Source organism: Microbispora sp. CSR-4, from assembly GCF_008033685.1.
Classification (GTDB): Bacteria; Actinomycetota; Actinomycetes; order Streptosporangiales; family Streptosporangiaceae; genus Microbispora.
The window spans coordinates 94,188-116,986 of record NZ_VJVX01000021.1; the positions used below are offsets into that span (position 1 = coordinate 94,188).

Consider the following 22,799-nt stretch of genomic DNA (forward strand, 5'->3'; position numbering starts at 1 on the left):
TCGGCCTAACTTAACGGACATGCTCTCCCCAACCTCCCGCACCACCCTTCGACGGGCGAAAGACCGCGCCCGCACCGACCGCGCCGACCTCTACGCGATCCTCGACGCCGGGCTCATCTGTCATCTCGGCGTGGTGGCCGACGGGTCGCCCATGGTGATCCCCACCGGATATGGACGGATCGGCGACACCCTCTATCTGCACGGCTCCACCGGCGCGACCTCGCTGCGCGCCGCGCTCGGCGGCCCGGTCTGCGTCACCGTGACCCACCTCGACGGGATCGTGCTGGCGCGCTCCGCCTTCCACCACTCCGTGAACTACCGGTCCGCCATGGTCTATGGCCTCGCCCGGGTGGTGGACGACCCCGAGGAACAGCTCACCGGTCTGCGGGCCATCACCGAGCAGCTCGCCCCCGGGCAGTGGGACGTCGTACGTCCGCCGGGCCGCAAGGAGACGGCCGCGACGGCCGTGGTCGCCCTGTCCTTGGAGGAGGCGTCGGTGAAGGTCCGGCAGGGACCGCCGAAAGACGACGAGGAGGACTACGACCTGCCCGTCTGGGCGGGTGTGCTGCCCCTCACCGTGGCGTGGGGCGCACCCGAGCCCGACCCGCGCCTCACGCCCGGCATCCCGGTTCCCCCGCACATCGGGAACCGGCAGCCGCGGCTGTAAGCGGTTTGCAAGCGGTTTCGCCGAAACTGCGACCGACCTTTCATCGACCAGGGAGGCCGCATGAGTTCCGCCGAGCACTGGAATGTGCCCGGTTACACGGTCACGCGTGAACTGGGCGCCGGAGGCGGGGGCCGCGTCGTCCTCGCCGTCCACGAGCGCTCCGGCGCTCCGGTCGCGATCAAGTATCTGTCGGAGGACCTGCGCCGGGACGAGGCGTTCGTCGCCCGTTTCCGGGAGGAGGCCCGCCTGCTCGTCGAGCTGAGCGACCCCCACGTGGTGCGGCTCTACGAATACCTGGAGACCGAGCAGGGCGCCGCGATCGTCATGGAACTGGTCGACGGCCCCACCCTGCGGGCGCTGCTGCGCAGGCAGGGCCCGACGGGCGCCGAGGCCGCGCTCGCCGTCCTCAAGGGCTCGCTGCTCGGCCTGGCCGCGGCGCACGCGACCGGCGTCGTCCACCGTGACTACAAGCCCGAGAACGTGCTGGTCACCACCGACGGGGCGAGCAAGCTCGCCGACTTCGGCATCGCCGTACGGGCCGGAGGAGCCCCCGGTTCCCCGGCCGGCACCCCGCCGTACATGGCCCCCGAGCAGTGGACGGGCGCGGCCGCCTCGCCGGCGTCCGACGTGTACGCCGCGACCGCGGTCTTCTTCGAGTGCCTGACCGGGCGTCGGCCGTACCGGGCGACCGAGCACTCCGTCCTCCGGCACATGCACCAGACGGCGCCCGTGCCGGTCGAGGAGGTCCCCGAGCCGCTGCGGCCCCTGGTCGCGCGCGGCATGGCGAAGGATCCCGCGCTGCGGTCGGCGAGCGCCGCCGCGTTCGTCTACGAGCTGGAGCGGACCGCCGTGGCGGCGTACGGGCAGGACTGGGAGGAGCGGGGCCGTCGCAGGCTGGCCGCGCTCGCCGCCGCCCTCGCCGCGACGTTCCCGCTGAACCCGACGCGCCCCTCCGAGACCGGCTCCTCGCTGTTCACCACGACGCTGCGGTCACTGCGGGCGCTGCGGAGCAAGGGCGTCCTGCTCACCGCCGGGGCCGCGCTGGTGGTGGTCGCGGGCGGCGGCATCGGGGCGTACGCCCTCGGCTCGGCCGGGACGCGCACCGCCGCGACGTCGCCGGCCACCCGGATCACAGACCCGGGGAGCACGGACGCGGGGAACACGGTGCCCGTCACGGCGTCCGCGTCGCCGGTCGTCCCCGAGGAGACCCCAAGCGCGACCCCGAGCCCGACACCGAGCGAGACACCTGACGAGACGCCCACGGGGACGCCGGACGAGACGCCCGAGGCGACATCGGAGGCGACGCCCGAAGCGACGCCGTCGGAGACACCCGTGGTGACCTATCCGGAATCTCCCATGCCGTCCCCCATGCCGTCTCCCGTGTCTTCCCCCAAGCCGTCGCCCTCGGTGAAGCCATCGCCCTCGGCGTCCCCCACGCCCTCGCCCTCGCCATCCCCCTCGCCCTCGGCCTCCCCCTCGCCCTCGCCATCCCCCTCGCCCTCGCCCTCGCCCTCGCTCACGACGGTCGCCGAGCTGGACGTCGGCGGGCTGTCGTACCGGACAGGAAGGGGTGCGCACGGCGCGACCGGCACCGGCACCGGCACGGTCACCGTCAGGACGAGCGGGCCGGGCAAGGTGACCCTGACCGTGCGCTTCACCGCGAACGGCACGGTGACCGCCACCCGCACGCTCCCCCTCAGCGGCGCGACGACCTACACGCGCACCGTCTCCGGCGGTCTCGGCCGCGTCTGCTCGGGCACCTGGGGCATGAGCGTGACCACCAGCCCCGCCTGGCCCGGCGGCACCCGGACCGCCACGGCCAAGGTGCCGGCGTGCCCGACCTCCGTCACCTCGGTGAAGGTCGGCGCACCGGTCGTGTCCTCTGCCGCGTCCTTTGCCCGGGCTGCGGGGGCCGCGACGGCGACCGTGACGGCCACCGTCACGGTGACCACCGACGGCACCGGCCCGGTCGACCTCACCGGGCGGTTCTCCGCGCCCTCCGCGGGCGGCGGCACGAAGACGGTCCGCCTGTCCGGAGCGACGACCTACACGCGGACGCTGTCGCACACCTTCTCCCGCCGCCCCTGCGGCGAGAAGGTCACGTTCGAGGCATCGACCGACCCCGCGGCCCCGGGCGGCACGGCGACGAGTGCGGCCACGGTGACCTGCCCCGCCTCCGTCGGCCAGGTGCGTGTGCAGAGCCTGACCATCAGCGGGACGACGGCCACGACCACCATCGCCGTCACCGCGGGAAACACCTCCGCGGTGCGGCTGAACCTCGCCTGGGCGTCCGGCGGCTCCACGGTGTCCACCCGGACCCTCAGCCTGTCGGGAAAGACCGCCTACACCGTCACGGCCACGTACACCTACTCCACCTGGCCCTGCGGCTCCTACGGCGTGACCGCGTCCACCTCGCCGGCCGCGGCGGGCGGCGCCTCCACGGTCACCCGGCAAACGGATTCGTGCATCAAATAGCACCGGACGCGACCAGACGATTACTGACAACCCGGTCTGACTAAATCGTGACTTCTCGGCGCATCACCCGGCGTGTCACTAAGCTACGGTCTCGTCATTCGGCGGGGGCCCCAGGCGATGAGGAGACAGACCGTTATGCACGGCCAGACGGGCGCCTGGCGCGTCCCCGGCTATACGGAGATTCGTGAACTCGGGACCGGGGGCGCCGGGCGAGTGGTGCTCGCACGGCACGACGGCGACGACACCCCGGTGGCGATCAAGTACCTGTCCGACGAGATGATGGCGGACCTCCACTTCGTCGCCCGGTTCCGGCACGAGGCCCGCCTGCTCGCCTCCATGGACCCGAGCCCCCACGCGGCGCGCTTCTACGAGTACCTCGAGACCGCGCGCGGCGCCGCCATCGTCATGGAGCTGATCGACGGCGTCTCGCTGCGCGCGATGCTCCGCTCGGAGGGCCCGACCGGTCCCGAGGCCGCGCTCACCGTGCTCAAGGGCTCGCTGCTCGGCCTGGCCGCGGCGCACTCCATCGGCGTGGTCCACCGCGACTACAAGCCCGAGAACGTCATGATCGAGGCCGACGGCACGAGCAAGCTCGTCGACTTCGGCATCGCGGCGCAGGCCGGCGAGGGGGTCAGGGCGGCCGGGACGCCGCCGTACATGGCACCGGAGCAGTGGCAGGGCGGCAAGGCCGGGCCGGCGAGCGACGTCTACGCCGCCACGGTCGTGTTCTTCGAGTGCCTCACCGGCGGACGGCCGTTCCGGGCGCAGAACATGGCCGCGCTGGCCCGCCAGCACCAGGCGACCCCTCCTCCGGTCGACGAGGTGCCGCCCCCGCTGCGCGACCTCGTGCAGCGCGGCATGGCCAAGCGGCCCGAGGACCGGTTCGCGTCGGCCGAGGAGTTCCTGCAGGCGCTCGAAACGGTCGCCTCCGACGTGTACGGCCCGGCCTGGGAGGACCGCGGACGGCGCCGCCTCGCGGCGCTCGCCGGGCTGCTCGTGCCGTTCTTCCCGCTGAAGGAGAACGTCCCCGAGGCCGGCACCGCGCTGGCCGAGACGAGCCTCGGCGGGCTGCTGAGCCGGACCCGCATGAAGATCGGCCTGACCCTGGCAGGCATGGTCGTGATCGCGGCCGGCACGGTGGCGCTGGTGCAGACCATGAACGGCGACGCCACCCTGCAGGCCGGGTCGTCGATCGAGACGTCGAGCACGCCCGCGATCGATCCCTCGTCCATCGAGGTGGAGGACGAGTCCAGCGTCGGCTCCGGTGACGACTCGGGCGACGAGTCCGGCGGCGAGCCGACCCAGGATCCCGAGGACGCCACCCCCACACCCGCGATCACCAGCCCCGAGCCGAACACCCTGCCGACGGCGCCGACCACGCGGCCCAGCACGACCACCCGGCCGACCCCCAGGCCCAGCCTCTCGAAGACCGCGAGGCCGAGGCCCACGCCGACGCTCAGGCGCACGCCGAAGCCGAGGCCGTCGCCCGCGCCCGTGCCCTCGGACGGCTCGGTCACGGTGGACCCGGGCGGCAACACGCCGGCGAACCCGCGGCCCAGCACCACCACCCGGCCGCCCACGACACGGCCCACCCAGCCCTCGACCCAGCCCACCCGGCCGACGACCCAGCCCACTCAGCCCTCGACCCAGCCGACGACGCCCGGCACCCCCAGCGATCCGCCGCCCGTGCTGACGTTCTCGCCCACTCCATCTTCGGAGACTCCGGCGGTCGGACTTGCCGCCGCCCTGGTGACGACCGGCCTCGTTCCCGCCACACTGGCCATGGGGCGCATGCGCGGACGGCACCGAAGGCGGCGGTAGATGCGAGAAGGCGCGACGGTCGCGGGGCACCGGCTCACCGGCCGGACCCGGCGCAGCGAGGTCGGCACCTGGGCGGACGCGGTGTCCCCCGACGGACGGCCGTCCGGCGCGCTGCTATTCGATCCACCGGCCGTCGCCACGGCCGGGGCACGCGAACGACTCGTCGCGACGGTCGGCGCCGACCTGCGTCTCCAGTCGGGCGGGCCGATCGGGCTGCTGCCCGTGATCGACCTGGTGGCCGCGCGTGACGAGGTCTGGCTGATCACCACACGGGCCACGCCGTCCGTCGCCGGCCTGATGGCCGCCGGCCGCCTCGACCCGGGCGGCGCGGCGACCGTGCTCCTGGAGACCGCGCAGGCGCTGCTCGCCGTACACGCCGCCGGGGCGGCCCACGGCGCGTTGCACGCCGGGACCGTCGTCATCGGGGAGGACGGCTCGGCGCTGCTGGCCGAGCGCGGCCTGCTCCGGGCGCTGCGGGGCGAATACGCGTCCGCGGAACAGGACGTGGCGGCCTGGGCCGCGCTCGCCGGTGCCCTGGCGGCGGACTGCCGTGACGGACACGCCGCGACGGCACTGCGGCGCGCGTCCGCCGCCGCGGCCCACGGGCTGGCCGCCGCACGAGACACCCTGCTCGCCGAGCGCGGCGCGTTCCCCGGCATGGGAAGGGAGGGGCTCGCTCACGCGGCTCAGGGCCTGTCCGCGCCCGCGTTCTCCGCGTCCCCGGCGTTCCCCGAACCTTCCACCGTCGCGGCGGCCGGTTCTTCCGGCGGGGAGGCGGGGACCCTGCTCGACCTGCCGGACGCCACCGAGGGCTCCGGCAACGTGATGATGCGGTTCGGGCCCGGGGTTCCGACCGAGACCACGGCCGCGCAGATCTGGCGGGCCGGGCAGACCTCCGCCGCCGTCACGGCCACCCACACCGGCCGTCCGGCGCCCCGGCGGCGCCGGAGGCGCTCGACGGCGTGGGCGGGGACGCTGCTGCTGGCGATCCTGATCGCGGCGGCGATCCTCTGGCTGCGCCAGACACCCGCCGCGCCGCTCGCGGTGACCGACGTCGATGTCAAGGCGCCCTCGAAGACGGTGCGCTGCGACGGCACCGCCGACTTCGTGGGCATCGTCACGACCAACGGCGAGGCGGGGACCATCCGCTATCGCTGGCTGCGCAGCGACGGCCGCAAGCCGGGGGGAGGGGGGCAGCAGGTCTCCTCGGGGAACACGTCGGTGGATCTCCCCCTGCACTGGAACGTGACCGGATCGGGAACGTTCAAGGGCACGGCCACGCTCCGCATCCTGTCCCCCACGACGTCCGGAAAGCCGATCCAGGACAAAGCAAGTTTCGCCTACAAATGCTGATTTCATTAGTCTGGCGCGCATGACGACGACCCCCGCCGGCTGGTATCCGGACCCGTACGGCTCCTCTCTCCTGCGTTGGTGGGACGGCACTCAGTGGACCGACGCCACCCACGCTCCCGGACAGGAGGCCGGAGCCCCGCAAGCGCCGCAACAGGCGCCTCAGCAGGCCCCTCAGCAGGCCCCTCAGCAGGCCCAGCAGCAGGCTCCGCAGTGGGGGCCCATGAACCAGACGGCGCAGTGGGGGCCGATCAACCAGACGGCGCAGCTTCCGGTGCCCGAGTTCGGCGCGCCGCGGCGTACGGCGCCGGTCTGGCCGTGGGTCGTGGGCGGCATCGCGGCCGTCGTGGTGCTCGCGCTGGTCATCGGCGGCGCGGTCATCGTCCTGCGCGATCGCGCCTACACGGCGAGCGCGCGGCCGGACGTCAACACGACAGCCCCGCAGCTCGACCAGACCGTGCCGCCCGAGCAGGAGCCGCAGCAGTCCGTCCCGCCGCTGCCGCAGCTCCCCCAGCCGTCCGGCGGCCGCATCTCCGACCCTGTGACCGGCCTGTCGTACGCGTACCCGGGCGACAAGTGTCAGGTGCCGGAGTCGAAGAACATCAACAACCCGGCCGACCAGCAGAGGCCGCTGTGGACGAGCGGCTGCACGGAGACGTCCCAGGCGAACTACGACGGCAGGGGCAACGACTGGGTCGCCAGCGTCTACACCGCCGAGGTGCCCCAGATCTTCCCCTACAGCGGCCCGCAGAGTCTGGGGCAGCTGTCCCAGGCGGTGCTGCTCACCTACGAGAACGACTTCTACGGCATCCCGCACGAGCGCAAGGTCCTGCGCAACGAGGCGCTGACCGTGAGCGGCAAGCAGGGCTGGATCTTCGAGTTCGAGATGGACTTCACCAAGGTCTCCGAGGCCAACGGCCTGAAGTGGAAGAAGGAGAAGGGCGCGATCGTCCTGGTGGACCGTGGTCTGAACGCCCGTCCCGCGATGCTGTACGTCTCGGTGCCGGACAACCTGGACCAGTCGATCCTCAAGCGCGTGGAGGACTCGCTTCAGTCTCAGTGACGTCCCCATTTACCCTTCAGCATTACTCTTGAGCCATGACTGACCCGCTGGTCTGGATCGACTGTGAGATGACCGGGCTCGACCTCGGCCGTGACGCGCTGATCGAGGTGGCCTGTGTCGTCACCGACAGCGAGCTGAACCAGTTGGATGAGGGCGTGGACGTCGTCATCAAGCCCCCCGCCGAGACGCTGGAGCAGATGTCCGATGTCGTGCGCGAGATGCACACGGCCTCGGGGCTGCTCCAGGCGCTCTCGACGGGGGTGACCCTGGCGGAGGCCGAGGCCGTCGTGCTCGACTACATCCGCTCCCACGTGGCCGAGCCCAAGAAGGCGCCGCTGTGCGGCAACTCCATCGCGACCGACCGCGCCTTCATCGCCCGGGACATGCCGCAGGTGGACACGTTCCTGCACTACCGGATGGTCGACGTCTCGTCGATCAAGGAGCTGGCCCGCCGCTGGTATCCCCGGGTCTACTTCGCCTCCCCGGAGAAGCAGGGCGGGCACCGCGCGCTGGCCGACATCACCGAGAGCATCCGCGAGCTGCGTTACTACCGCGCCGCGGTCTTCGTGCCCCAGCCCGGCCCCGACTCCGCCACCGCCCGCGAGGTCGCGGAGGCCGTCTCCGGTCCCTGACCTCCGCAGGCGGCGGTATTGGGGCGCGAACAACTCCCAAATGCCGCTACACTTTCTTCGTACGCCTCGAACGGCGGACATGGTGGGTGTAGCTCAGCTGGCAGAGCGCCAGGTTGTGGTCCTGGATGTCGTGGGTTCAAGTCCCATCACTCACCCCAACGGCGAACGGCCGGTCCTCACGGACCGGCCGTTCGCTTTTTCATCGGCCCTTTTTCATGAGTGACTATGCGCCGCGTGTATACACTCGGGATATAGTCTGCGGGCATGACCGTACCCCTCGCGTTGCTCGGCCTGCTGGAGCGGGAGCCGAGCCACGGATACGACCTGAAACGCGACTACGACACCTTCTTCGGCCGGGGCAAGCCGCTGCCCTTCGGGCAGGTGTACTCCACGCTCGGCCGCCTCGCCAGGGACGGCAAGGTCACCGGGCAGAGCGAGCCGGGCGACGGGCCGGACCGCAAGCGCTACGCGATCACCCCCCTGGGCAGGCAGGAGGTCGCCACATGGCTGGCCGAGCCGGTCGCGGCCGAGCCCTACCTGCAGACGGTGCTGTTCACCAAGGTCGTGCTGGCGCTGATGCTGGGCCGTGACGCGGCGGGCTATCTGGACGCGCAGCGGGCCACGCACATGCGGCGCATGCGGGAGCTCACCGAGGTCAAGCGCAGCGGCCCCCTGACCGACGCCCTGCTGGCCGACCACGCCATGTTCCACCTGGAGGCGGACCTGCGGTGGATCGACGTCACCCAGGCCCGGCTGGGGGCGCTGGCCGAGATGGTGCGTACGTCATGATCATCGAGGCGCGGGAGGTCAGCCGCTCCTACGGCAGCACGGTCGCGCTGCGCGAGGCGAACCTGTCGGTGGCCGCCGGCGAGGTCGTGGCGATCATGGGGCCCAGCGGGTCGGGCAAGTCGACGCTGCTGCACTGCCTGGCCGGCATCTTCACGCCCGACAGCGGCGAGGTGTGGTTCGACGGGCGCCGCCTCGACACCCTCGACGACGGCCGCCGCAGCGAGCTGCGGCGCACCGCCTTCGGCTTCGTCTTCCAGTTCGGCCAGCTCGTGCCGGAGCTGACCGCGGCCGACAACGTGATGCTGCCGCTGCTGCTGGGCCGTACGCGGAGGAAGGACGCCGAGCGGCGCGCCGCCGAATGGCTGGAACGGCTGGAGCTGACCGACCTGGGCGGCCGGCGCACCGGGGAGCTGTCCGGCGGGCAGGCGCAGCGCGTGGCGATCGCCAGGGCGCTGGTCACACGGCCGCGGATCGTGTTCGCCGACGAGCCGACCGGCGCGCTCGACACGCTCACCGGTGAGCACGTGATGGACCTGCTGGTGGGCCTGGCCCGCGAGAAGGGCGCCACCGTAATCCTGGTGACCCACGACGCCCGGGTGGCCGCCTGCGCCGACCGGGAGGTCGTGGTGCGCGACGGCCGGGTCAGCGACCCGTACGCGACCGGGGCGGTCCGATGATCCGGCTGGGCCTGCGGCTGTCGCTGAGCAGCGGCAGGGAGGCGGTGGCGCGGCTGGCGCTGGTCGTCGTCGGGGTGGCGGCCGGCGTCGCGGTGCTGCTGTCCACGCTGTCGCTGTTCAACGCGTTCCAGGCCACCAACGGCCGTCCCTGCTGGGAGTGCACGACCGGCTCGGCGCCCAGCGGCTGGGCCCTCGACGCGACGGCCGACGGCGCGCTGTGGAGCTACCGCGAGGACTTCTACGCGGGCCGGACGATCAAGCGGCTCGACGCCGCCGCGCTCGGCACGCGGGCGCCGGTCATCCCCGGCCTGTCCCGCATGCCCGGCCCCGGGCGGTATTACGCCTCGCCCGCGCTGGCCGGGCTGCTGGACTCCGCGCCGCGCGAGGAGCTCGCCGCCCGCTTCCCCGGCACGCGCGCCGGGCTGATCGGCGACGCGGCGCTGTCCGGGCCCGACGAGCTGGTCGTCGTGGTGGGACGGACGCCGGACGAGGTCGCCGCCCTGCCCGGCGCGCGGCAGGTCGACGCGGTATCCACGGTACCTACGGCGTCCACCGGGCCCGCGGCCGGCGCCGACGCGGACGTCTACCGCTTCGCCTTCGGCGTCGCCGCCGTCGGGCTGATCGTCCCGCTGCTGGTGCTCGTCGGCACCGCCACCCGGCTGGCCGCGGCCCGCCGCGAGAGCCGCTTCGCCGCGATCCGGCTGGTCGGCGCCACCACGCGGCAGATCAACGTGCTCGCCACGGTGGACGCGGCACTGGGCGCGCTCGCCGGCGCGCTGACGGGCCTCGCGATCTTCCAGCTCGTACGGCCGGCCGTGGCCGGGGTGCGGGTCACCGGCGCGCGGTTCTTCCCCGGCCTGGTCGCCCCGCACGCCTGGCAGTACGCGGCCGTGCTGGCCGGAGTGCCGGTGGTGGCGGCCGGCGCCGCCCTGTGGTCGCTGCGCCGGGTGCGGATCTCACCGCTCGGCGTGGCCCGGAAGACCACCGCCTCCCCGCCCCGGGCGTGGCGGGTGATCCCGCTGCTGGCGGGGCTGGGGATGTTCGCGGGCCCGGTGTATCGCAACGGCAAGCCCGACGAGCTGCTCGCCGTCGTCGCACTCGCACTGATCATGGTCGGGCTGATGCTGGCCGGGCCCTGGCTGACCATGGTCGCCGCGCGCCTGGCCGCTCGGCTGACCCGGGGCGGGGCGACGCTGCTGGCCACGCGGCGCCTGGCCGCCGATCCGAAGACCGCCTTCAGGTCGGTGAGCGGGCTGGTGCTGGCGGTGTTCATCGGGACGACGATCGCGGCCCTCGTGCCGGCGGTGGTCGCCGGGCAGCAGAAGGTGGCCGGGGGCACCCTCAACGACGTCCTGGGCGCCAGGTTCGAGCGGCCGGGCGTCTCCGGCCTGTCACAGCGGGCGGGGACGGAGCTGCTCGCCCGGCTGCGCGCCCACCCGGGCGTGGAGGTGCTGCCGATCTACGGCAGGGTGGACGCGGAGAAGGCGCCTCCGCGGCCCGACGGCCCGCCGCCCAGGCCGTACGTCGTGGAGTGCGCGGGCCTGGCCCTCTTCCCCGTGCTGGGCCGCTGCCCCGAAGGTACGCGCGCCGTGGCGGGCAACTTCGCCCGCATCATCGGCGCCGACAACCCCCTCACCGTCGACAGGCTCCTTCCGCTGGCGGGCCCCGACAGCCCGGCCGCCTCCACCGACGGGCTCGACCTGGCGGCCGTCATGATCACCACGTCCGACACGGGGACGCTGGAGCGGCTGCGCACCCTGCTGGCCGGTTACACCGTCGAAGCGCCGATGACCTTCGCCGAGGTCGCCGAGGTCAGGGCCGACCTGTACACCCGGGCGGAGAACATCGCGCTGGCCATGGTCGGGCTCACCCTGGTCGCCGGCGCCTGCGGCCTCGTGGTCGCGGCCGGCGGCGGGCTGGTGGAGCGCAGGCAGCCCTTCACCCTGCTGCGGCTGGCGGGCACGCCCACGCGCACCCTGGCCGCGGTGGTGCTGCTGGAGTCGGCGCTGCCGCTCGTGCTGGCCGCCGTGCTCGCCGCGGCCGCCGGTTTCGGCGTGGCCGAGCCGCTCATCGACGCTCTCCGGATGAAGGGCACGTCGCTCGCGATGCCGGGGCCCGTCTACTTCGCCTCGCTCGGCGGCGGCCTGGCCGCGTCCCTGCTGGTGATCCTCACCACGCTGCCGCTGCTGCGGCGCATGACCACGCCCGACAACGCGCGTTTCGAATAGGAGACCGATGAAGCTCCGACCCCTCGTGGTCGCGCTGGCCCTGCTCGCCCCCGCCGTCCCGGCAGCGCCCGCGACGGCGGCGGCCGGCGGGGGTTACTCGGCCACGATCCGGCGCACCGAATACGGCATCCCGCACATCACCGCCAAGGACTACGGCGGCCTCGGGTTCGGGTACGGCTACGCCTTCGCCCAGGACAACCTGTGCACGCTGGCCTCCTGGGTGGTGACGCTGCGCGGCGAACGCTCGCGTTATTTCGGCCCGGAGGCCGAGTCCGACGACCCCGCCAAGCCGGTCGCCGACCTCGCCAGCGACGTCTACTACAAGAGCATCGCCGGCTCCGGCGTCGTACCGCGGCTGCTTGCCCGGCCCGCGCCGGTCGGCCCGAGCGCCGAGCTGCGCCGCCTGGTGGACGGCTACGTCGCCGGATACAACCGCTACCTGGAGGACACCGGGGTGGCGAACCTGCCCGATCCCCGGTGCCGGGGCAAGGCGTGGGTCGGCCCGATCAGCGCCACCGACATGTGGACCAACCTGCTCGACCTCAGCCGGATGGCCTCCGGCTCCAGCCTGAAGGAGGCCATCACCGGCATGGCCGGACCCGGGAAACCACGGCCCATGCCCGCGGCGGGCAGCAACGCCTGGGCGCTCGGCCGTACGGCCACCCGGGACGGCGGCGGCATGGTGCTGGCCGACCCGCACTTCCCCTGGCAGGGAATCCGCCGCTTCTACCAGGTCCAGCTCACGATCCCCGGCGTGCTCGACGTCTCGGGCGGCAGCCTGTACGGCACCCCGGTCGTCCAGATCGGCCACAACGCCAAGGTCGCCTGGACCCACACCGTCACCCACGCGCAGCACTTCACCGTCTATCGGCTGGCGCTCGCGGGCGGCCACAGCTACACGGTCGACGGCCGGGTGGAGCCGATGGGCGAGCAGGAGGTGGAGGTCACGCTGCCGGACGGCACCGTCTCCCAGCACACCCTCCTCACCTCCCGTTATGGCCCGGTGCTCGCCGTCGGGCAGAGCGACGAGGCCGCGTACGCGCTGGCCGACGCGAACGCCGCCAACCTGCGGGCGGCCGACGAATGGCTGGCGATGGCCAGGGCGGGCAGCCTCGACGAGCTGCGCGCGGCCCAGCGGACCTACCAGGGGATGCCGTTCGTCCACACCCTCGCCACCGACGTGAGCGGCACCGCCTATTTCGCCGACACCTCGGTCGTCCCCCACGTCACCGACGCCGAGGCCGAGCGCTGCGCCAAGCCCTCGCCCGTTCCCGGCCTCGACGCGTACGTCCTGGACGGCTCGACCTCGGCGTGCCTGTGGGGCAGGGACGGCGACGCCGTCGTGCCGGGCATCTTCGGGCCCGCCAAGCAGCCGGCGCTGATCCGCGCCGACTACGTCGCCAACTCCAACAACACCTACTGGATGACCAACCCGGCGAAGCCGCTCACCGGCTATCCCACGGCGTACGGCAAGACGGGCACCGACCTGCAGCCGCGCCCCCGGGTCAGCCTCGACATGATCGCCCAGCGGCTGTCCGGGGCCGACGGGCTCGGCGCGCCCGGCTTCACGCTGGGCACCTTGCAGGCGACGGTGCGCGGCAAGCGCGACCTCACCTTCGAGCTGATGCGCGACGACCTGCTCAAGATGTGCGACACCGACTCCCGGAACGACGTACGCGAGGGCTGCCGGACGCTGGAGAAGTGGGACGGGCGGGCCACCCTGGACGGCGCGGGCGCGATCCTCTGGCGCGAGTTCTTCACGCGGCTCGGCCGTCCCGTCAAGGCCGGAGATCCCCCCTACAGCCCGTGGCGGGTGCCGTTCGACCCCGCGCACCCGCTGACCACCCCGCGCGGTCTCAAGGACGTCCCGGCCGTACGGCAGGCCCTCGCCGACGCCGTGGGGTTCTTCCGCTCGAACGGGATCCCGCTGACGCTCACTCCCGGGCAGGCGCAGAGCTACGCCTCGATCCCGATTCCCGGCTGCACCGAAGGGGAGGGCTGCTTCGACCGGGTGCGCACGGGCGGGCCGCTGGGCACCGACGGGCGCTACCCGGAGGTGGACACCGGATCGAGCTTCATGATGGCCGTCGAGCTCACCCCCGCCGGCCCGCGCACGCGTACCGTCCTCACCTACTCGCTGTCCGCCAACCCCGCGTCGCCCCACCACGCCGACCAGACCGCCCTGTTCTCGCGGGGCGGGTGGGTGACCGAGCGCTTCACCGCGGCCGAGATCGCCGCCGATCCGCATCTCGAAACCGTCACGGTCCACGAGAGGCGTTGACCCGGGCAAGTCAGTGCACTTTTCCCCAAAGGTGGACGATGCGGGTTATGCTGCCTCACAACCGCCGTGCGGGGGCCTCGGCGATCTCTGATCGTCTTCTACGGAGGCCGGATGAGAATCGACGGGCTGAGCAAGCGAGAAGCCGAGGTCATGGAGCTGATCGCGACCGGTCACTCCAACGGTGAGATAGCGCGGCTGCTGTTCCTGAGCGAGAAGACCGTGAAAAACCACGTCAACCGCATCTACGCGAAACTGGGCGTGGATTCACGCATGACGGCCATTTGCCGGTGGCGTGCCGAGACCACGCCACCGGCGCCGTCAACCCCTGTGTCGTCAGCGCCCGGCCAGGTCCCCGGTGAGGACGGCGCGCAGCCCGGCCAGGCCGTACTCAAGCTCGTCCGGCTGGACGGACAGGGCCGGGCGTAGCCGTACGGACCGCTCGCCGCAGCGCAGGACCAGGATCGCGCGCTCCTCCCGGAGCCGGGTGACCAGGCCGGCGGGGTCGGGAACGTCGAAGGCGCACATCAGCCCGCGTCCGCGCGCGTTGGCGACCAGGCCCTCGGCCTCCAGGCTCTGGAGCGCGCCCAGCAGCTTCTCACCCAGGATGGCCGCCCTCGGGATGAGACCGTCCCGCTCGATGATCTCCAGCATCCGGCGGGAGCGCACCATGTCGACCAGGCCGCCGCCCCAGGTGGAGTTGATCCTGCCGCTGACGTTGAACACGTTGTCGGGCACGAGATCCACCCTGCGGCCCGCCATGATGCCGCCGACCTGCACCTTCTTCGCGAAGGCCACGATGTCGGGGGCCAGGCCGAGCTGCTGGTACGCCCAGGGGGTGCCGGTCAGGCCGACGCCGGTCTGCACCTCGTCCACGACGAACAGTGCCTCGTACTCGTGGCAGAGCGCCTGCATCGCCTGGAGGAACTCGGGACGCATGTGGTTGTCGCCGCCCTCGCCCTGGATCGGCTCGGCGATGAAGCAGGCGATGTCGTGGCGGAACCGCTCGAACGCCTCCCTGGCCTGCGCGAGCGCCCGTTCCTCCGCCTGCTCGACGTCCCCGAAGTGGATGGCGGGGACGTCGATGCGCGGCCAGCAGAACCGCGGGAACCTGTCGGTCTTGACCGGGTCGGTGTTGGTGAGCGAGAGCGTGTAGCCGCCGCGGCCGTGGAACGCCCGGGTGAGGTGGAGGACGCGCGTGCCGAGCCCGGGGTGGCGGCCGTGGGCCTCATTCCAGCGGCTCTTCCAGTCGAAGGCGCACTTGAGCGCGTTCTCCACCGCCGCCGACCCGCCCTCGACGAAGAACAGGTGCGGCAGCTCGGGGTCGCCCAGCACCCGCCGGAACGTCTCCACGAACTCGGCGAGGTGGACGGTGTACATGTCGGAGTTGGCCGGCTTGTTGGCGGCCACCCTGCCGAGCAGCGCCACGAACTCCGGGTCGTCGGCGAACGGGTTCATCCCGAGCGGCGACGACGCGAAGAACGTGTAGAAGTCGAGGTATCTCCGGCCGTCCCGGGCGTCGACCAGCCAGGAGCCGGCGCTCCTGTCCAGGTCGAGCACGAGGCGGTAACCGTCCACGAGCAGGTGCCGTGCGAGGGCGTCGTGCACAGTGGTGGGGTCCATTTCGCCTCCGCGTCATGCTGGGATACGAGATGATTCCCTCATATCTGGCCTTCTATGTGAAGGGTTTCCGCTTAGATAGCACCTTAAGAGGACATTTTTCAGGCCGTGAGGGTAGATCCGCGCCCGATACCCCACCACGGGCCGCATGCTGACAATTCGAACGCGATTGTGTACCTTTACTTCAGATTCCGTGGTTTAACCCGGATGTCGCGATCTTTTCTGAGGCAGGGATGATGATCGACCGCACTCGCCTGGCCCGGCTGCTCGACCGCGAACGCGACGCGTTCCGGGAGCGCAACCCACGCTCGGCCGCCGCGTACGAGCAGGCGAGAGGCCACCTCTTCGGCGGCGTGCCGATGACGTGGATGAACAAGACGGCCGCCGGCTTCCCGCTCTACCTGGCCGAGGCCCGCGGTGCCCGCGTCACCGACCTGGACGGCCACGAGTACGTCGATTTCTGCCTCGGCGACACCGGCGCGATGGCCGGGCACTCCCCTCAGGCGACCGTGGAGGCCGTCGCCGACCGGTTCGGCCGCCGGGGCGGCGCGACCGTGATGATGCCGACCGAGGACGCCGCCTGGGTCGGCGCCGAGCTGGGCCGCCGGTTCGGGGTGCCCTACTGGAGCTTCTCGCTCACGGCCACGGACGCCAACCGATGGGCGATCCGGCTGGCCAGGGCGGTCACCGGCAGGCCCAAGATCCTCGTGAACAGCTACTGCTACCACGGCAGCGTCGACGAGGTGCTGCTCGTGGTCGGCCCGGACGGCCGGCAGGTGTCCCGCGAGGGCAACGTCGGCGCTCCGGTCGATCCCACCGTCACCTCGCGCGTCGTCGAGTTCAACGACCTGCCCGCGCTGGAGCGCGAGCTCGCGTACGGCGACGTCGCGGCGGTCCTCATGGAGCCCGCTCTCACCAACATCGGCATCGTGCTGCCCGAGCCGAGCTACCTGGAGGGCGTGCGCGAGCTGACCCGGCGGTACGGCAGCCTGCTGATCAACGACGAGACGCACACCTTCTCGGCGGGCCCGGGCGGCTGCACGAAGGCGTGGGGCCTGCGCCCCGACATCGTCACGATCGGCAAGGCGATCGGCGGCGGCATCCCCAGCGGCGGCTACGGCCTGTCCGCCGACGTCGCCGCGCGCGTCGAGGCGATGGACGGGCTCGACCTGGTCGACATGGGCGGCGTCGGCGGCACACTGGCCGGCAACGCCCTGTCGGTCGCGGCGATGCGCGCCACGCTGGAGCACGTGCTCACCGACGACGCGTTCGCCGCCATGACCGAGCTGGCGACCCGTTTCACCAAGGGCGTCCAGGAGGTGATCGACGCGCACGGCCTGCCGTGGTCGGTCACCCAGCTCGGGGCGCGCGCCGAGTATCGCTTCACCCGCCCCGCCCCGCGCAACGGCGGCGAGTCGAACGCGGCCGGCGACCCCGGCCTGGACGACTACCTGCACGTCTATCTGGCCAACCGGGGCGTGCTGCTCACGCCGTTCCACAACATGGCGCTGATGTCCCCCGCCACCACCGAGGCCGACGTACACCTGCACCACGAGGTGTTCGCCGCGGCCGTCGCGGAGCTGGTCGCATGACGCTCGACGACACCGACCGGATCCTGCTGCGCGAGCTGCAGCGGGACGGCCGGGCCTCCTACACCGCGCTCGCCGAGGCCACCGGCCTGTCGGCGCCCGCCGTACGGCAACGGGTGCAGCGGCTCCGCGACGAGGGAGTCGTGCAGATCGTCGGCGTCACCGACCCGATGGCGCTGGGCCTGCCGGTCATGGCGCTGATCGGCGTCCGCGTCGACAGCGACGTGCACGAGGTCGCCGACCGGATCAGCGAGCTGTCCGGCGTGATCTACGTGGTGCTCACGGCGGGCTCGTTCGACCTGTTCGCCGAGGTGGTGTGCCGGGAGCCGGCCGAGCTGCTCACCGTGCTCAACGACCACATCAAGCGGGTGCCGGGCGTCACCAGGGCCGAGGCGTTCACCTACTTCGGCATCCACACCCACCGGTTCGCCTGGCCCGGCGTGTGAAGCTGGGGTTCAGAGGGCCTTCAGGAAGCGGGCCGCGATCGGGACGGCGGCACCACGTCCGGTGCCGCCGTGCTCGACGAACACGGCGAAGGCGAGGTCGCCCCGATAGCCGATGAACCAGGCGTGGTCCTGCCCGCCGTGCCAGTCCTCGGCGGTGCCGGTCTTACCCGCCGTCCCCTGCGGCAGCCCCGAACCGGCCGCGGTCCCGTCGGCCGTGACCGCGCTCATCATCGAACGCAGCCCCTCCGCCACGTTGGACGGCAGCGGCACGCTCTGCGGCAGCTCCCCCTGCGGCGCCTCGTCCGCCAGCGGGCGGGCCGGCCGCCACTCGCCGCTCTCCACCGCGGCGGCGACCAGCGCCATGCACAGCGGGGTCGCCTCCACCGTGCCCTGCCCGAAGGAGTCCTCGGCGAGCGCGTCCGGGTTCTCCGGCCGCCGCAGGCTGCCGCACGTGCTCGTGCCGGGGTTCTCCCCCGGCACCCCGAAGCCGAACGCCCTGGCCTGGTCGACCAGCGTGTCGGCGTTCAGCCGCTCGATCGTCAGCCGGGCGAACGTGGTGTTGCACGACAGCGCGAACGCCTGGCGCAGCGTGATCGTCCCGTGGTCCTCGTTCTGGTAGTTCGGGATCGACCGATTGAAGGGGATCTGGTAGGACGCCGGGCACTCCACCGAACTGTCCGGGGACAGCCCGTTCGCGAGCAGCGCCGCCGCCGTGATCGTCTTGAACGTCGAGCCGGGGGCGTACTTCCGCTCGAACGCCCCCCGGCCGCCCAGCCGGTCGGCCACCGCGAGGATCTCCCCCGTGGACGGCCGTACGGCCACGAGGGCGCCCCGCTGCACGCCGTCCAGCGCCCGTGCCGCCGCGACCTGCGTCGCATAGTCGATGGTGGTGCGTACGCCGACGGGCCGCTTTTCCGGCTTGTACGACAGAATGGTCTTCGCCGGCATGCCCGGGTTCTCGACCTCAAGCGCCCATCCCACGGCCACCCCCGTCGTGGGCGCCACCCCCTGGTTCATCAGGTTGTCGATGTACGCCTCGGCGCCCGAGTTCTGCGGGAACTCCCGCCCTCCCCTCGTCACCGGCCGCAGCGGCCCCGCCTCGGGCTCGGTCCTGACGAGGCTGCCGCCGGGCTGGATGTCCGGATGCAGGACGGCCGGCGTCCAGACGACCTTCCAGGTGAGATCGCGTACGGCCAGATGGAGACTGGAGTCGAAGCGCCAGGTGCCGGCGTCCTGCTCGTCCCGCTCCTGGGTGAAGGGGATCTCCGCCGTGTCGTTCCCGGTGCGTACGAGATTGCCCACCGTGATCCGCAGCGACTTGGAGAGGGCGGCGTCCTCGAACTCGCGGTGCTGGTCCGCGAAGTCGTCCGGGGGCTCGTCGACCAGCTCGCGCATGGCGTCGTAGTCGCTCTTGACCCAGGCCTGGAAGTAGGCGGCGGCCGTCTGGTCCGGGGAGCCCTCCGGCGAGCTCTCGGGAGACGGCTCTGGAGACGGCTCGGGGGACGAGTCGGGGCGGAGCTGGAGCGTCTGCGGGCCCCCTCCCGCGGGCGTCCCCCGCGGCGCGGCGACGAAGTCCGAACTCGCTTCCTGCCTGCCGGACACAATGAGTCCGGCAACGCCGAAGACGAAGATGCCCGCGGCGACCACGACGAGGGCGAGCAGGGCCCTGTTCCGCATACGGTTCTCATATCACGCGAAAGGAGTCATAGGTGGCGAGGAGCAAAGAACCGTTGCCAGGCCGCTATCCGGTGTCCTTCGGCGAGGTGGAGCTCCTGCGCGACCTCGACCGGCCCGACGGGTGGATGCTGATCAGGGACGGCGTGCCTCAGTCGTACGTCGATCTGACCGATCCCACCTACCTGGACTTCTCGTACACGCAGCTCATGGCCAGCGTGATCGACTGCCTGCCCGAAGGCCCGCTCGACGCCGTCCACATCGGCGGCGGGGCCTGCACGATCCCGCGCTACATCTCCGCGCGGCGGCCCGGCTCCCGGCACATCGTCGTGGAACCCGACGCCGCACTCGTCCAGCTCGTACGCGACCAGCTCAACCTCAAGTCGGTGCCGCGGTTGAAGGTCCGGGTGACGGACGGCCGCGCGGCCACGACGGCCCTCGGCGACGACTCGGCCGACCTGTTCGTGCTCGACGCGTTCTCGGGCGCGACGATGCCGGTCGAGCTGGCGACCGTCCAATACATGGCGGAGATCGCCCGCGTGCTGCGCCCCTCCGGCATGGCACTGATCAACGTCGCGGACGGCAAGGGCCTGCCGTTCGTCAAGCGGGTCGCCTCCTCGGTGAGCCGGGTCTTCCCGCATGCCGCGCTGCTGGCCGAGCCCGGCATCCTGCGCGGGCGCAGGTTCGGCAACGTCATCCTGGCCGCCTCGTCCGGCGACCTGCCGATCGAGGCGCTCACCAGGAAGGCCGCGGGCGGCCTCACCCAGGCGCGATGCGTGGCCGACGACGACCTGACCCGCCTGGTCGCAGGTGCCGCCCCCATTTCCGACGGCGACGCCGTCCTCGCCCCCGTTCCCCCGCCCGGCCTGTTCGACTAGCCGGGCTTCTACTGGCTAGGGGGTTGTCCACGGCCCCATAGCCGGGTCGGTCGGGTCGGCACGGTCCTCGCGAAGCCCGCTCCGCTGGGCCTTCGCTGCGGTCCTCGCTCCCTTCCGCTCCGCTCCCTCGATCCCACCGGGGCAATCCCGACGAAGCACTGTGAAGCCCCACGCAGCACTACGACGCAGATCAAGCCCCAGGGAGCATGTTGGCCCTAGGGAACAGCGTGAAGCCCCGACGGGCACCGTGAGGCCTCATGTGCGGAGCACTATGACGCCCAACGGACAGCGCACCGGCGATCCTCGTCGTGCCTCGTGCCTCGCGTCGGGCCTCGCTCCTCGGTCCTGATGGTCATGCACGCAGCCGCCGAACTTGTCCGCGCGTCCGCCCGGGCCTGCCCTGTGCGTCGTCCGGGCCTCCCTGCCCGCGCGTCCCCCCGCCCGGTGCTTCCCGCCTCACTCCCCGCGCCTGGCCTGCCTGCGCGTCGCCCTCTGTGCCTCCCGCCTCACTCGCGCAGCCGTCCGGGCCGGTCCGCGCGTCGCTCGGTGCCGCGTCGCGCTCCCTGTGTGCCCCGTCTTACTCGTGTAGTCGTCGGGCTCGTCCGAGGCGCTGGTAGGTGAAGGCCCAGCGGTCTTCGCCTACTTGGCGGCGGGTGTAGCGGTCGGGGTGCTGGTAGCGGTCGCGGTTGTGGAACTGGCAGGCCGGACCGAGGAGTTTCAGGTCCGTGAGGCCGCCGGTGCTCCAGTTGTCGGCGTGGTCGATCTGGCACATGGTCGCCGGGAGCGGGCAGCCGTCGACCCAGCACGTGGCATATCGGGCGAAGATGGCCCGCCGCTGGGCAGGAGTCGCCAGACGGACCTTGCGCCCCATGTCGAGCACCTGCCCGTCGGCGTTCATGACGATCCGCACCAGAGTCGAGGTGCGGGCGAGGCGGTGCACGCTGGAGACGGGCAGCACCTGCCCCGTCGCCAGCAACAACCCCGGCGCTGTCCCCGGTGCCATCCCCAACGACGCCCCCAGCAACGGGCCTGCCGACGCTCCCAGCGACGCACCCAAGAACGCCCCGGGCATCGTGCCCGCCGACGCACCCGGAGATCCCGGGGACCCACCTTGCGCCGCACCCCGCGATGCCCCCTGTGCGGCTCCTTGCGATGCCTCCTGCGCCGTCTCCGGTGTCGCTCGCCTGGCTCCCGGTGCCGTTCCCGATGCCCATCCGGGTGGTGTCTCCCGCTCCGGTCCGGACCCGCCGGGCGTCGCTCCCGACGGTCCCGATGTCCCCGACGCCTGCGTCGCACGCGAGCAGCGCACCTCGCCACTGCACCGCCACGCGCCCTGGCCGTCGCACCGGCACGCGCCCTGGCCGTCGCACCGGCACATGCTGTGGCCATGCCGGCAGTCCCCCGCAGGCCAAGGCCCAGCGTGGGTGTGACGTGCGGAGACATCCTCGGGAGGAGGATCCGGCCGCGCCGCCTCCGAAGACGCCGCCTCCGAAGACGCTGCCTCCGAGGGCGCTGCCTGCGAGGGCGCTGCCTGCGATGGCGGCGCGTCCGAAGCCGTCGCGCCCGAAGGTGCTGTGTTCGAAGGCGCTGTGTTCGAAGGCGCTGTGTGCCAATGCCCGCCGCCGTGGGCAGGCCATGCTGGCGTGCCCCGCCGGGCGTGGGTTGCTCCGGACCGGGCCGCGCCGCGATCGCAGCCATCGCCCTTGGCGGGCGCGGTCTCGTCGCTCTCGGCAGAGCCAGCGCTCGTGATGTTGTCGTCTTCGGCGGAGTCGGCGTTCGCGGCGTGGTCGCCCTCAGCAGCGGCGGTGCTTGCGGTGTCGTGCGGCCCGCACTCGCCGGGCCGCCGCTCACCGGCCCCGCGCTCACCGGCCCCGCGCTCACCGGCTCCCCAGCCACAAGGCTCCTCATCGCGAAGTCCGGTCGCAGCGTCGCCGGAGCCAGCGGCAGGGTCGGTGGCGGGGACAGCCTCGGCGATGTCGAGCCCGTCCGGGGTCTCGGGGCCGTCGGCGCCGCCCGCAGCACCCGGGTCGCCCATCACGTCTGAGACGGCGTCGTCGGCGGCGGTGTTTTCGGTGGCCGGGGCAGCGGGGTCTTGGGTGGCCGGGTCGGTGTCTTCGGTGGCCGGGTCGCTGGTGTCGTCGGCGGGGTGTGGGTTGTCGGCGGTGGGGTCGGTGGTTTCGGGGTCGGTGGGGAGGGATTCGGCGCTGACCACGACGAGGAGCTCGGTGGCGATCTTCTGCTCCAGCAGGGCGATCAGCGCGTCGGCCTGACGTACCGTCAGCGGGCGGTCATCCCCCTGTGCCCTCAGCTTGGCGTACGCCTGCAACAAGGCCATCAACCGGGCGCCGGCCTCCCGCGGCAGGTAGAACTCCCCTTCCACGCCGCCGCCCTTGCCCGGGCGGACCCGCAGGAACCGCCGCCCGTAATCAGCCCGCTCATCCCGCTCTTCCCCATCGGGGTCCAGCACCGCCCGCAGATGGCGGCCGGCCTTGGCGACCTCCGCCGCCCCCGCTTTGCCCGCCAGGTCCACCAGGATCGGCTCCGCCAGGCCGGCCTGCTCATCCGATAGCCCGGCCACAGCGGCGCAGATGGCCTCCACCACCCCCGCCGCC

The 22,799-nt window shown here is 72.4% G+C and carries 16 protein-coding genes, 1 tRNA gene and 1 pseudogene; 15 read left to right on the forward strand and 3 right to left on the reverse strand.

Going from position 1 to position 22,799, the window contains the following annotated elements; translation table 11 throughout:
- Positions 1–19 precede the first annotated feature (19 nt).
- From FLV34_RS17500 to FLV34_RS42535, 12 genes and pseudogenes are all read left to right on the forward strand, one after another.
- Positions 20–667, forward strand: a complete 648-nt coding sequence (locus FLV34_RS17500; protein ID WP_142651073.1) for a pyridoxamine 5'-phosphate oxidase family protein — start codon at positions 20–22, stop codon at positions 665–667.
- A gap of 60 nt (positions 668–727) precedes the next feature.
- On the forward strand, positions 728–3,142 hold the full coding sequence (locus FLV34_RS17505) for a serine/threonine-protein kinase (protein WP_147943591.1): 2,415 nt from the start codon (positions 728–730) through the stop codon (positions 3,140–3,142).
- 135 nt (positions 3,143–3,277) lie between these two features.
- Positions 3,278–4,963, forward strand: a complete 1,686-nt coding sequence (locus FLV34_RS17510) for a serine/threonine-protein kinase (protein ID WP_147943592.1) — start codon at positions 3,278–3,280, stop codon at positions 4,961–4,963.
- Positions 4,964–6,316 (forward strand): hypothetical protein, encoded by a 1,353-nt coding sequence (locus FLV34_RS17515; protein WP_147943593.1) that lies wholly within the window; start codon positions 4,964–4,966, stop codon positions 6,314–6,316.
- A gap of 19 nt (positions 6,317–6,335) precedes the next feature.
- Positions 6,336–7,376: a DUF2510 domain-containing protein gene (locus FLV34_RS41650; protein ID WP_222709542.1), complete on the forward strand. Its 1,041-nt coding sequence runs from the start codon at positions 6,336–6,338 to the stop codon at positions 7,374–7,376.
- Between the two features lie 35 nt (positions 7,377–7,411).
- Positions 7,412–8,008: an oligoribonuclease gene (gene orn, locus FLV34_RS17525; protein ID WP_147943594.1), complete on the forward strand. Its 597-nt coding sequence runs from the start codon at positions 7,412–7,414 to the stop codon at positions 8,006–8,008.
- 82 nt (positions 8,009–8,090) lie between these two features.
- Positions 8,091–8,166 (forward strand) — tRNA-His (locus FLV34_RS17530).
- Between the two features lie 106 nt (positions 8,167–8,272).
- On the forward strand, positions 8,273–8,797 hold the full coding sequence (locus FLV34_RS17535) for a PadR family transcriptional regulator (protein WP_142651077.1): 525 nt from the start codon (positions 8,273–8,275) through the stop codon (positions 8,795–8,797).
- On the forward strand, positions 8,794–9,474 hold the full coding sequence (locus tag FLV34_RS17540; protein WP_147943595.1) for an ABC transporter ATP-binding protein: 681 nt from the start codon (positions 8,794–8,796) through the stop codon (positions 9,472–9,474). The genes FLV34_RS17535 and FLV34_RS17540 overlap by 4 nt, the downstream gene beginning before the upstream one ends.
- Positions 9,471–11,702, forward strand: a complete 2,232-nt coding sequence (locus tag FLV34_RS17545; RefSeq protein WP_147943596.1) for an FtsX-like permease family protein — start codon at positions 9,471–9,473, stop codon at positions 11,700–11,702. Before FLV34_RS17540 ends, FLV34_RS17545 begins: the two co-directional genes overlap by 4 nt.
- A 7-nt stretch (positions 11,703–11,709) precedes the next feature.
- Entirely contained in the window at positions 11,710–13,983 is a 2,274-nt protein-coding gene (locus tag FLV34_RS17550) for a penicillin acylase family protein (RefSeq protein WP_147943597.1), read from the forward strand.
- A 123-nt stretch (positions 13,984–14,106) separates the two neighbouring features.
- A pseudogene (locus FLV34_RS42535) lies at positions 14,107–14,274 on the forward strand (LuxR C-terminal-related transcriptional regulator); the annotation flags it as partial.
- Positions 14,275–14,316: 42 nt separating this feature from the next.
- Here FLV34_RS42535 and lat read toward each other — a convergent pair.
- Positions 14,317–15,603 carry an L-lysine 6-transaminase gene (gene lat / locus FLV34_RS17560; RefSeq protein WP_142651082.1) on the reverse strand — a complete coding sequence of 429 codons (1,287 nt, stop codon included), beginning with the start codon at positions 15,601–15,603 and terminating at the stop codon, positions 14,317–14,319.
- Between the two features lie 233 nt (positions 15,604–15,836).
- On the opposite strand from lat, the gene FLV34_RS17565 reads away from it, so the two are divergent.
- Positions 15,837–17,192: a transaminase gene (locus FLV34_RS17565; RefSeq protein WP_222709543.1), complete on the forward strand. Its 1,356-nt coding sequence runs from the start codon at positions 15,837–15,839 to the stop codon at positions 17,190–17,192.
- Complete coding sequence (locus FLV34_RS17570; RefSeq protein ID WP_142651084.1) at positions 17,189–17,635, forward strand: Lrp/AsnC family transcriptional regulator; 447 nt, start codon at positions 17,189–17,191, stop codon at positions 17,633–17,635. Before FLV34_RS17565 ends, FLV34_RS17570 begins: the two co-directional genes overlap by 4 nt.
- Positions 17,636–17,644: 9 nt before the next feature.
- Here FLV34_RS17570 and FLV34_RS17575 read toward each other — a convergent pair whose 3' ends face one another.
- Positions 17,645–19,312 (reverse strand): penicillin-binding transpeptidase domain-containing protein, encoded by a 1,668-nt coding sequence (locus FLV34_RS17575; RefSeq protein ID WP_147943599.1) that lies wholly within the window; start codon positions 19,310–19,312, stop codon positions 17,645–17,647.
- 32 nt (positions 19,313–19,344) lie between these two features.
- Here FLV34_RS17575 and FLV34_RS17580 point away from each other — a divergent pair, with 32 nt between their 5' ends.
- The gene (locus FLV34_RS17580; RefSeq protein WP_260617486.1) at positions 19,345–20,187 is read left to right on the forward strand and encodes a spermidine synthase; all 843 of its coding nucleotides are present in this window, start codon (positions 19,345–19,347) and stop codon (positions 20,185–20,187) included.
- Positions 20,188–20,764: 577 nt separating this feature from the next.
- On the opposite strand, the gene FLV34_RS17585 is transcribed toward FLV34_RS17580, so the two are convergent.
- On the reverse strand, positions 20,765–22,799 hold a 2,035-nt coding region (locus FLV34_RS17585), incomplete at its 5' end, for a DUF222 domain-containing protein (RefSeq protein ID WP_147943600.1).